Origin of the sequence: Helicobacter suis (genome assembly GCF_902196135.1) — a bacterium.
In the GTDB taxonomy this organism is placed as follows: domain Bacteria; phylum Campylobacterota; class Campylobacteria; order Campylobacterales; family Helicobacteraceae; genus Helicobacter; species Helicobacter suis_A.
Genome location: NZ_CABIKE010000018.1, coordinates 1 through 9,952, shown reverse-complemented (window position 1 = coordinate 9,952; position 9,952 = coordinate 1). Strand labels below are relative to the sequence as shown.

The 9,952-nt window shown below is 40.9% G+C and carries 11 protein-coding genes; 3 read left to right on the top strand and 8 right to left on the bottom strand.

Annotated features, from left to right (window positions below):
• The 7 genes from G6Q06_RS07870 to G6Q06_RS07840 all read right to left on the bottom strand — a co-directional run.
• Positions 1 to 525 (bottom strand): Mu-like prophage major head subunit gpT family protein (locus tag G6Q06_RS07870; RefSeq protein ID WP_205436004.1); only part of this gene is annotated, 525 nt, incomplete at its 3' end.
• A 42-nt stretch (positions 526 to 567) separates the two neighbouring features.
• Complete coding sequence (locus G6Q06_RS07865; protein ID WP_163534164.1) at positions 568 to 969, bottom strand: hypothetical protein; 402 nt, start codon at positions 967 to 969, stop codon at positions 568 to 570.
• Positions 966 to 1,817: a hypothetical protein gene (locus G6Q06_RS07860; protein ID WP_163566253.1), complete on the bottom strand. Its 852-nt coding sequence runs from the start codon at positions 1,815 to 1,817 to the stop codon at positions 966 to 968. Before G6Q06_RS07860 ends, G6Q06_RS07865 begins: the two co-directional genes overlap by 4 nt.
• The gene (locus G6Q06_RS07855) at positions 1,801 to 5,694 is read right to left on the bottom strand and encodes a hypothetical protein (protein WP_163566252.1); all 3,894 of its coding nucleotides are present in this window, start codon (positions 5,692 to 5,694) and stop codon (positions 1,801 to 1,803) included. The genes G6Q06_RS07860 and G6Q06_RS07855 overlap by 17 nt, the downstream gene beginning before the upstream one ends.
• On the bottom strand, positions 5,691 to 7,223 hold the full coding sequence (locus tag G6Q06_RS07850) for a hypothetical protein (RefSeq protein ID WP_163534161.1): 1,533 nt from the start codon (positions 7,221 to 7,223) through the stop codon (positions 5,691 to 5,693). The genes G6Q06_RS07855 and G6Q06_RS07850 overlap by 4 nt, the downstream gene beginning before the upstream one ends.
• A 9-nt stretch (positions 7,224 to 7,232) precedes the next feature.
• On the bottom strand, positions 7,233 to 7,907 hold the full coding sequence (locus G6Q06_RS07845) for a hypothetical protein (protein WP_163566251.1): 675 nt from the start codon (positions 7,905 to 7,907) through the stop codon (positions 7,233 to 7,235).
• Positions 7,882 to 8,742, bottom strand: a complete 861-nt coding sequence (locus G6Q06_RS07840) for a phage protease (RefSeq protein WP_163566250.1) — start codon at positions 8,740 to 8,742, stop codon at positions 7,882 to 7,884. The genes G6Q06_RS07845 and G6Q06_RS07840 overlap by 26 nt, the downstream gene beginning before the upstream one ends.
• A gap of 57 nt (positions 8,743 to 8,799) precedes the next feature.
• Between G6Q06_RS07840 and G6Q06_RS07835 the strand changes: the two genes are divergently transcribed.
• The 3 genes from G6Q06_RS07835 to G6Q06_RS07825 are packed head-to-tail and all read left to right on the top strand — an operon-like array spanning position 8,800 to position 9,746.
• Positions 8,800 to 9,030, top strand: a complete 231-nt coding sequence (locus tag G6Q06_RS07835) for a hypothetical protein (RefSeq protein WP_163566249.1) — start codon at positions 8,800 to 8,802, stop codon at positions 9,028 to 9,030.
• Positions 9,023 to 9,484 carry a phage protein GemA/Gp16 family protein gene (locus tag G6Q06_RS07830; protein ID WP_163566248.1) on the top strand — a complete coding sequence of 154 codons (462 nt, stop codon included), beginning with the start codon at positions 9,023 to 9,025 and terminating at the stop codon, positions 9,482 to 9,484. The genes G6Q06_RS07835 and G6Q06_RS07830 overlap by 8 nt, the downstream gene beginning before the upstream one ends.
• Positions 9,444 to 9,746, top strand: coding sequence for a hypothetical protein (locus G6Q06_RS07825; RefSeq protein WP_163534156.1), 303 nt, complete (start codon positions 9,444 to 9,446; stop codon positions 9,744 to 9,746). Before G6Q06_RS07830 ends, G6Q06_RS07825 begins: the two co-directional genes overlap by 41 nt.
• A gap of 16 nt (positions 9,747 to 9,762) precedes the next feature.
• On the opposite strand, the gene G6Q06_RS07820 is transcribed toward G6Q06_RS07825, so the two are convergent.
• A partial coding sequence (locus G6Q06_RS07820; RefSeq protein WP_163566247.1) for a hypothetical protein occupies positions 9,763 to 9,952 on the bottom strand: 190 nt, incomplete at its 5' end.

Sequence of the window (9,952 nt, the reverse complement as noted above, 5' to 3'; positions counted from 1 at the left end):
ACGGCCGTCCTCATTTTGATAACACATCATAGCGGTGCGGCTTTCTAACAAACCTTGTTGATCTAGATTATGGCTGCCTTTGTTGCTAGCGTGTTTGTTAGTGCCTGTAGGGTGTTGATCATGGAAAAAATTAACGCCGTCATAACAATTTGAATTGGTGTTAAACAAGCCAAACACCATCGCGTTATAGTGATCAATGATTAGATCGGCCATGCCTGCCACTTGCGCGCCCACTATGCCTAAGCTGTCGTATTTAATAATATCGCGATCTACTTTAATGGTGCTTTCCCAATTCTTTTTAGTGATCGTGTAGCCATAGCCTTCAATATTTTTTAGTGTGCGCTCTCCAGTCCATTCGCGCATGCTAGGCAAAGTTGCAAGCCAGCGGTATTCAACCGTCATTGTGCCAGCCTGAACCTGTAATGCCACTTGTTCGTATAACTTAGGTTTGCTCTCAAGCGCGCGGGAAAATACGCCATTAAGGCTTTTACTCACTTGGGCTAAAACTTGGGGGGTTAATTCCATGTGTTTTCCTTTAATTGAAGTTTAAGGCTAGTTTAACGCGCCTTAAAGCGGGGTTTTACTTTTCTGTGCATAATAAATTAGGCTATTCTCTGGCGGTATGCCCGAATAATCAAGACTGAAGGTGATTAAGCCACTATGAATGGCCACTTCAAGCGCATTAATGGCAAAGAACCTGCGATTATTAATAACAATGTTATCATGCCACTTATAAAACGCGCTGACTAAACCAAAACTATCTACGATCACCGCGCTAAAATAGGCATCTTTGAGATAAGGCATGGTAAGTGGGTTTAGATCGCTAGTAACTTTGTAGGTAGTATTCCACTGCACTTGGCGCACTTCTTGTGCCTGACTTTCTAAAAAGATAATTTCTTTAGAAAGTTCGTTAAATTGCCTTAAAAAATCTTGACGATAAGGCTTAAGAGTGTTTGTATCTAAAATCAAGTTAACTCCTCTAGTTCTAAATCAAGGTTAGCATGGGTATTATCACTAAAGCTACAATCTAGTGAGCGCAATAACCCGAAAAACTGCAAAGAATCATAAGCATTTGAAAGAATGAAAATACTAGGCGTGTTTTTTAAGCCTAAAAGCAAATCTAGCACTTTATCTAATTCTTTTAAGTCTAATAAAAGCGCGTACTTATAAGTCTTGCGCCTTAAGCCCGGTAAAATATTAATATTGCCGGTATCATCGGTTTGAACTTTACTAAAATCCTCAAGGCTAATGCTGCCTTTGTAGAGAGTTTGGCCGATCTCAACGACTTCACCGCAAAAGATCACACCCACAGATATAACGGAGGTATTTTCCTTGTTGTTGCAAAATTGGAGATTCCATTTTGTTGTGCCTTCACGGGGGATTATGATCTGTTTTAGTAGGCGCTCACCTGTAGCAAAAAAATAACTTTCTAAATTAGGCATTTGTAAATCATAGCTGTAAAAAATTTCATTATAAAAGCAATGATCGCCCTCAAAGCCCCGCACAATGATGTAATCGCATTCAAAATTAGCCACATACAGCCAGCCAGTGCTAAGAAATTCTAATTCAATGTTTTTTTTAGATTTGCCGGCTGTATTAATCGCGCTATCAAAGGGCGACATAACATTATCCGCGCCAATTTGCTTAAAATCTGTATCAAAACTGGGCGGATCGCTAATCTTATCGCATTCATAAATCACGCTATCTATCCAAACCCGATCGCCTATGTTGTAGCTTTTTTCTTTGTCATAGCGCGGGGTTTCATCGGTTAATGTATTTTTAAGAATTTCTATTTTTGATCTAATTAATACCTGCATGTGCCATTCTTTGCAAACTCAAGAGACTTTGAAGTGTTCTTAAAATCTTATCGCTAGTAGTGTTGTTTTCATTTTGTTTTGTGCTATCAAAAAACTTTGTTTTAGCTAGCATTAAATCGTGGTAGCGCTTAGCCTTATTGTAGGCATTCTGTGCGGCTGTGGCCTTTTGTGTGGCTTTTGTATTGGTATTCATAATTTCATTATAGGATTTTTGCGCCTCCGCTGCTTGTTTGATTAGATCGCCTACTTGTTGCACTTGTTCTAGCAAATAGGGTGTAGGATTGGCTGCTAGCATGTTGTCCATCCATTCTAGGTAATTATCCATGTCAACATTGCCCCCGTAATTTAGATTTTTTAGAATGCGATCTTTTTCTTTGTTAGCCAAATCCATGATGTATTGAAATTTCTTATCACTCTCGCCCTTGTAGTCAAAAAGCCATGTAGTGAAGTCTTGTTTCTTTTTGCTTAAGTTGCTAAAAGCCTCTTGAATGGCGGTATTTATATCTTTTCCAATGCTATTGGCATAATCTTGCCAAATGTTGCGCACATCATTAACTAGGGTATTAACTTGCCTTCTAACCTTATAAGCTATGTGGCTGCGCCAAATACCCCGCCCTAAATCTGTACTATCTGCTTCCCACACATCTAAGAGTTGTTCGCCTTGTCTAACACGGGCGCGCGCAAAATCCCATTTAGTGTTTTGGATATATTTAGCGGAGGCTTGGAAATAATCATACCTAACCTCCTCTATAAATTCTTGGTGTTGTCCCATGATCGCCCCGATAAAGGCATCCGCGCCTTGAATGAGTGCTTGAGAAGCGCTATCATAACGCCCCGCCTGAATGCTTAGCGTTTTATACGCCCCGGTAAATTGGCTAATTAATCCCTCATAAGTAAACAAGCTTTTTTTAATCTGTTCGCTTGCATAAGTGCCCACTTGGCTGTATTCTGTCCAGAATTTAGTAGAAGTCTTGCTAACTAGCCCCCACCAACTCTTATTAGTGGTGGTTTGTTTCATATCTTTAAAATATTTGGCGTTAACTTCCTTAGAAGTAGCGGTATTGAAAAATTCAATACCTTTATTAACTAGCGTAGTCTCTACTTTTTTAGAGGAAAAGCCTCCAATAAGTGTGCCAAACACCCCGCCAAACACTCCGCCTAAGATAGGGCCTAGTGGGCCTAAAACTGGAGTGAGTGCCGCGCCCACTCCCGCGCCCACGCCACTTCCTATTAAGTTGCCTGTTTTCATACGCTTAGCGGCGGCTCTATCGCCTTGCGTATCAATAAACCCGCCTATCAAATTCCCACTAGCTATGCCCGCCCCAAAGCCCGCTAGTGCTGTGCCTAGTTTTTCAAATCCCCCTTTTAGCACAGATTCAAATTTGCCTAAAAAGCTATCGCCATCGATCTTAAAGCCTTCCCCAAAAATGCCCTTGAGAGCTCCGGATAGATCGCCGCGCATTATGGGCGCTAAAAAGCCTTGATTAAAGCCATCGCTAGCCATTGAAATAAAACTATCCCGCGCCCCCTCAATGCCATTAGTCAAGCCACTTTGAAAAATCCCGCTTAAATCCAAGTTAAACGCGCCTTTAACGCCTGTTTTAGTGGCATTTAACGCTTTCAAATTAGCTTGATGTTGGGCATTTTCTAACTCATAGAGTTTATTAGCCTGATCAATGCTCATCTTATTGGCCGCCACTTTAGCCGCCACTTCTTTATTTAGGTTATTAATCTCTTGTTCGTGTCTAAGTTTTTCTAGCGCGATCTCTTTTTCTTTCCCCTCAGCCATTAAGTTAATGGCGCGCTGTTTAATGTTAAGTTCGTTATTTAGCCATTCTTGGTTATTAGCAATGGCTAGCGCGTCAGCCGCTTCTTTTGCCTTTTGTGCCTCTAATTTAGCCGCCTCTTGAATATCTTTTATCTTTTTGTTGTGTAGAGCACTTAAAGCCGCGTATTGCTGATTAATTTGATCAAGCGTTAACGCCCCACTTTCAAGCTTTTTAGCGCTCTCCTCATTTAAGTGGCGCATAGATTGTTCATAAGCTAGATTTTCTTTAGCGATATTTTGATCGAGCCCCGCGCTCATTAATTCTATTTTAGATCGCGCCATAGCCTCTAAAAAATCTAGTTGTGCGTTATTTTTTTCTTGTGCGATAGAATCATTTAGCGCGGCTATTAGGCGTTTTTGTTCTTTGAGCGCTAGATTTTTGCTAACCCCAGCTTTAATCCACTCTTGTGTTTTTTGCTTAATATCATCGATCTTTTTAGCATATTCACTCATAGAGGATCGGGCTAGATCATGGAGAGCTTTAGCTAATTCCTCCGCCTTTTTTGGATCAACATCTTTTTTAAGATTCCATTCAAGTGCGCCTAATTTAGTCGGCACTTTAGCGCTAGTTTGCACTTTGGGTACAGAGATAACCGCGCCAGTTTTTGCCTCTGATTTATTGCTAGCCATTAAGGGGCGCATATCTTTAGCTAAGGCCTTAATCTCACTTTTTAGCTTATTTTTAGTCGCCACAATGGAGGCACTAGCTTTTTTGAGAAACTCCGGAGCAAAACGCCCTAACCCGTTATTAGCTGTTTCTAAAATGGAGGAAAAGACTTCCACATAATAAAGCCCAAAGGCTTTCATGCCAATTTTTAGCGCGTTTATAAAGTTATGCCAAAGTGCCTTGAGTGTGTATAATGATTTTTCCCACAAGGAGCGCATAGACTTAGCTAAATCCTCCCAGTTGCTCGCAATATAGGCAATGCCTGCAATAATGGCTGGGATAGCCATACTTCTAAGCGCTAGTGAAATAGCGCGCAAAGACAAAGCAAACACCCCGCCCGCGCTAGCGGCTGCTGTGGTGTAGGCGGTATAAGCTTTAGTAGCCACACTCACGGCTAACAATTGCACTTTATAGGCTAAAAACCCCGCCCCTAGCGCAATAATCACGCTTTTATATTTTGCTAGAGTGGCTAAAATATCTCTAAATAGGTTTTTATTAGCATCAAGGATTGAAGTCCAGCCCGCTAAAGTCTTTTTGATACCCTCAAAATAAGGTTCTAACGCGGCTTGTTTGGCATTATTAAAAGCGTTTGTAAAATTGCTCCAAGTTTCCTCAAAACTGCCGGCGGTTAATTTAGCGGTCTCTTTGAATTTGCCCATTTTCTCAAGCATGAGATTTGCTAAATTGCCCTCATTCTTAGCCTTGCTCATCGCCTCCGTAGTTAATCCCAAAGAGTTGACAAAGCGCCCAAAGTCTGTGGCTGTAGCAACTGTGCCAGCGCCTAGACTATCTAGCGTAGCTTTTAGGCTGTTAACATCTGCTCCGCTAACTTGCGCGGTGTAGGCTATTGCCTCCATAACCTTTAGCGCATCTTTAAGCCCCATTGATTTGCCAGCTGTTGAATAGAAAGACTTAAACATTCCGCCTAGATCATCAAGGCTAAATTTAGTGGCTAATTGGATACGATCTAATTCTTTGTATGTGCTAGCGGCCTCTTGAGTGGAGAGTCTCCACTTATCTAACATGCCTAAATGATTGCCTAAGCTATCGGTATTTTTAGCGTTAGTGTAGATTAGGCTTGTCAAGGAGTTTTTTAGCTGTTCATTTGCTGAAATTGCCTTGATTGTGCTTGCCACTTGTTGGGCAAACAGCCCGCCTACTAATAACCCCGCTAAATTCTTAAAACTAGCGATATTATCCTTAACTTGATTGTCAAGTTCTTTAAGTTTCTTTTCTTGCTCGCGTGTGGCGCGGGTGTTTTGCTCGGTAGTTTGGGTGCTTTGCTCTGTGCTTTCTTGGAGTTGCTGAACTGAGCGGCGCGCGCGCCTAATCACCGGCTCGCCATTGACATTAAGCGTAATGTTGTAAATACTGCCATTCATAGTTTAAACCTTGAACCGCGTTTAAAATTAAAACGCTTTTTAAGGCCATTTCTAATTGCGCCATAGTCAATAAAGGGCTTAGATCGCACAAGCCGCATGGCAAACTCAAGCGCATCTAAACAATCATCATGGGCGCAATTTGGGTAAGTCTCAAGCTCATTAATGAGCTCATGGCTGTATTTTTCAATGAGCAAAGCGCGATCGCTTAGAAGTGGGGCTAAACTATCTAATCTAATCTGTTTGTTGATCGTATTTTTTAATTCAATCGGTCTAAAAAGGCTTAAGCCAAGTTCTAAAGCGCGCTTTTTTAGCTGATCTTTAAAGAAAACTTGAAAAGCGACCACTTCAATCCCCACTTTGACAAAAGGGCAAATACTTTGCGCGCGCTCATAAGTTTCTAAGCAAATATCAATCATTTTATCGGGCTTTTCTTTGTAGGCGCGCACACTCCCAAAGTAGCGCACTTGCGCGCGGCTAAAAAATACTAGCGCGATTGCAAAATAATCGCCTTTGTTTTTGCCAAGTGCTGGATCAATGCCCATATAAATGCTATCTATTTGATCGGGCAAATCTGTATAAGTTTCAAAGTTGCCTAAAATGGCGTCAGTGCTAGCCTTAGGGGTGTTTTGAAACTCGGCAAAAAAGGCGCTTTTATTGGCTAAAAACTCCATAAGTATTTCTTTTTTATCTAGGCTAGGATCATCTAACAAAACGCTTGACATATCATATTGATCGATATTTTCAGGATTTAGCCCGTCAATGTTAGCGCCAAAGTCAAGCACTAGCGGAAAATTATAGCTTTTGGCATTCCAGCGATTTTCTAGCTTGAGTAATAGGCAATCCTCGTGGAGAGTAGTTCCGACTACCAAAATATTGTAATTGCCTTTACGCGCGGGGAGTTTGAGAATCGCGCTTTCAAATTGTTTAGCCACATCTTCGCGGTATTTTTTAGAGTGAATGCGCTGCCCATTTTCCACATCATCGCAAATAATGAGATCGGGGCGCTTTCCTAGAAAGTTTAAACCTCTAATGCTCTCCTCAATGCTGTAACTTTTAATTTTTTTGTAGCTGTTTTCAATTTTAATCACAAGCTCACTTTTACGCCAAGTAAAACCCTTTTCAACTTTGAAGTCTTGAATAAAAGCGGCGTTATTTTCACATTCTACCTTGAGCCACTCTATTGTTTCCTCTGTATCCTCTTTTTTGTTGCCAATATAGATCATGTAGTTTCTATCACCGCGTACAAATAACCACAGCACAAGCATACGCCCTAAAAGGGTGGTTTTATACGCCCCGCGATAAGCCTTAAAAATACAGATTTTGGAGGCCTCAAGGTAGTTGCGTATATTAGAAAAAATAGCCTCCCTAAAGGTGCTTTTGTCTTGTTTGTCTAAATGATGCGCAAAATAGCTATTGCAAAAGTCCTTAAAGCTATTGATAGCTATTTGTTTGCGCTGTGCGCTTAAATTAGCGTTAAAGCTGTATTTAAGTGCCTTTAAATAGTTCTTTAATTCTCCAAAGTCAGACATTGAAAGCCTTTAGAGAATAAAAAAACCAAAATTAGCCAAATAAAGCCCCTTATCTGCATGAATGCTTAAGCGCGCGCCTTTTTCTGCCTGCAATACAGCGCTAAAAGTGTTCTTTGAATCGCTTAGATCAAAAAAGTATTCTTTTCCATGCACACCAAGAGAGCACTTGGCGCTAAAAATTGCATCGCGCACTATTAATGGGTGATTTTCAGCCGTGCTATTTTCTGCAAATTCTGCGCGGTTTAGCTTTAAATAGCACACGCCCAAACAGCCCAAAAAGTAGCCAAGTCCTAGAGTTTTACGCCCAAGATAGGTGGGCACTGGCTGGAGAGTTGGGCTAAAGCTTAAATCGGCTAGATCAATAAAAAGCCTATCTAAATCAATGCCCACAGAGGTGTAAAAATTTAGATCAAAGTTAACTAAAAGCGGATTTGAGCCTAAAATTAGCCCTTGATTATGCTTATCAATGGCCTTATTTAGGCGGTTTATGCCATTTATTAGGCGCTCTTGGAAGTCTTTCCGATCGGTTGGAATCACGCCATTAATTTGGCGTTTTTCTTGCGGCTGACAATAAGTTTTGAGATTTTCAAGGTTATTTGAAAGCTTTTTGAGTGTTTGATCAAAGTTAAGATCACTGACTGAAACACTTGGCGGTAGATCAATTTTGGGAAGTGGCGCTAACATGGCCAAATTGTCCTAATTGGCGTTCGATCAATTCCTCTAGCGTGTTATGCGGTGTGGCCTGCACTTTGTTAAGCTCAATTTTATTATAAATCGCGCATGCCTCAAGCTTATAAATCTCAATGGCTTCATCAAAGGCGCTATCATCGCCCTTAAAATCCATAAGCGCGCCCACTCTTTTAGGCAAAATCGCATTATTAGCCACTAAGCTTTTAATTTGTTTAGCCCGTTTGGCTTGGGTTTGTGCCTCTTTGTTGGTATTTGCCTCTACTTGCTCAATTGCTTCATCTGTCCCCTCATTTTTAGCCTCTAGGAGTTTTTTAAGTTCCTCAACTTGATTTTTTAAGTCAGCTAGCGCGCTTAACAGCGGTTTTAGCGCCTCATCTAGGGTTTTAGGAATGCTTTCCTCCGTTTCTTGTGTTTCTAACTTGTCTTTTTGTATTTCCATGGGTACTCCTTGTATTGAATTTAGCGCTTGGTTAAGAATGTTTGGCGTATTGACTAGCGAAAGGCTTGTAATAGTCTGTACATTATTATTTGTATCAACCAAATACGAGGGGCTTAAGTAGCGGTAGTGTTTTTCAGATACTAGATATTGGCTATTTTTGTTAATTTCCAAGATTCCGTAAATGCCGCTATCATCTAATCTAAGGCTTGCATTTTTGATCCAGCCAACCGCGCTGCCTTCATGATCAACATTGACCGGTAAATCAAGTTGACTTTTTTTGAGTGTTTCAAATACGCTTGAATCTACTACAAAAACGCGCCCATCAATGCCCTTAATTGTGCCCAGTGGGCTTAACATCACCTCAAGCGGTTTAAAAATCACATTTTCCATGCGCTAATCTTGCCAGTTTTTTAAAATATCTTTTTCTTTTCTATGCTAAAATGTGGCATGGATGAGGAGATCGTAGAAGTAGAAGTTTTAGAGAATTTAGCGCCCATTGATATGGCTAGCCTACTTGAGCGCGCCTATCATTTAGGATTGCAAAAGGGGCGCGCAGAAAATAAAACCACTAAAGCGCCCACACCAAAGCAAGCCCCTAAAAATAAGCCAATCTACAGCGCACAAGACTTTTATAAGGAATTTGGCACAGATAAACCAGATAGGGGGGATTATGACTGAAAAACAAAAAGCCTTTAGAAAAAGCCTTTTAGCTCAAATCCACATGGAGCCCTTACAAAAATTGTTAGCCAAGTCAGGTATTTGGGAGCGCTGGCTAAATGAGCGCTTTTATGTAACAACTTGTAAAGATTTAGCCATTGAGCATTTAATAGATGTTTTAGCCTTGTTGCGCCGCTCCTCTGAGCGCTACAAAAGAATTAGAGACCCCAAAGCGCCTACCAAAAAACAAGCTAGCTTGATTGCTGATCTTTTAGATGATTTAGACATGACTTTAGCCGATTTTGAAAAGTTAGCATGGCGGATTTGTAAAACCCGCACAAATGCACTCACCAAAGAGCAAGCTAGCCACCTCATCTTGGCGCTAAAAAACATGGTGAAAGTCCAAGAGCAAAAATTTGGCCAACTAGCCATTAATGATCCAAACTATGTGCCAAGCTTTAAAAACAAGCAATAACCAGTATTTAGACTTTGAGGCTTTCATAGGGCTAGATTACAAAAGCGTTTGTCTGTTGTATGGAGGGCGTCAGATTAGTTTTCATAAACCAAGAATTAGCCACAAGCAGGCGCGCAAAAAACATAAGGCGATCGCTGTGCACTTCAAACAAGCAGGCCGCAAAAGCACACTTAAAAAGTTTAAGATCACGCCAAGTTATTTGGATTTTGTGCTAAAAAAGACAAGAAAACACCCATTTAACACCCATTCAACCCCCGTTTAACAGGCATTTAGCGCGTTTACTCATCATCTGAAAAGTCTAATAATTTCATTTGGCGTATATGGGCGCTGTGGGCTTCAGATGTCAAAAAAAGGCCGCTTAGTTTAATGTCCCCCTCTATCATCTCCCTAATAATGGTATAAATGCGCGGAAAAGCCATGCTAAAGTCTGGTTTGTTAGCTCGCTCTAGCTCTAAGTAATAATCATAC

Excerpts from the sequence above, each read along its gene's own strand:
- G6Q06_RS07860 (WP_163566253.1), bottom strand. The coding sequence starts at position 1,817 with ATGCAGGTATTAATTAGATCAAAAATAGAAATTCTTAAAAATACATTA.
- G6Q06_RS07855 (WP_163566252.1), bottom strand. The coding sequence starts at position 5,694 with ATGAATGGCAGTATTTACAACATTACGCTTAATGTCAATGGCGAGCCG.
- G6Q06_RS07850 (WP_163534161.1), bottom strand. The coding sequence starts at position 7,223 with ATGTCTGACTTTGGAGAATTAAAGAACTATTTAAAGGCACTTAAATAC.
- G6Q06_RS07845 (WP_163566251.1), bottom strand. The coding sequence starts at position 7,907 with ATGTTAGCGCCACTTCCCAAAATTGATCTACCGCCAAGTGTTTCAGTC.
- G6Q06_RS07840 (WP_163566250.1), bottom strand. The coding sequence starts at position 8,742 with ATGGAAAATGTGATTTTTAAACCGCTTGAGGTGATGTTAAGCCCACTG.
- G6Q06_RS07835 (WP_163566249.1), top strand. The coding sequence starts at position 8,800 with ATGGATGAGGAGATCGTAGAAGTAGAAGTTTTAGAGAATTTAGCGCCC.
- G6Q06_RS07830 (WP_163566248.1), top strand. The coding sequence starts at position 9,023 with ATGACTGAAAAACAAAAAGCCTTTAGAAAAAGCCTTTTAGCTCAAATC.
- G6Q06_RS07825 (WP_163534156.1), top strand. The coding sequence starts at position 9,444 with ATGATCCAAACTATGTGCCAAGCTTTAAAAACAAGCAATAACCAGTAT.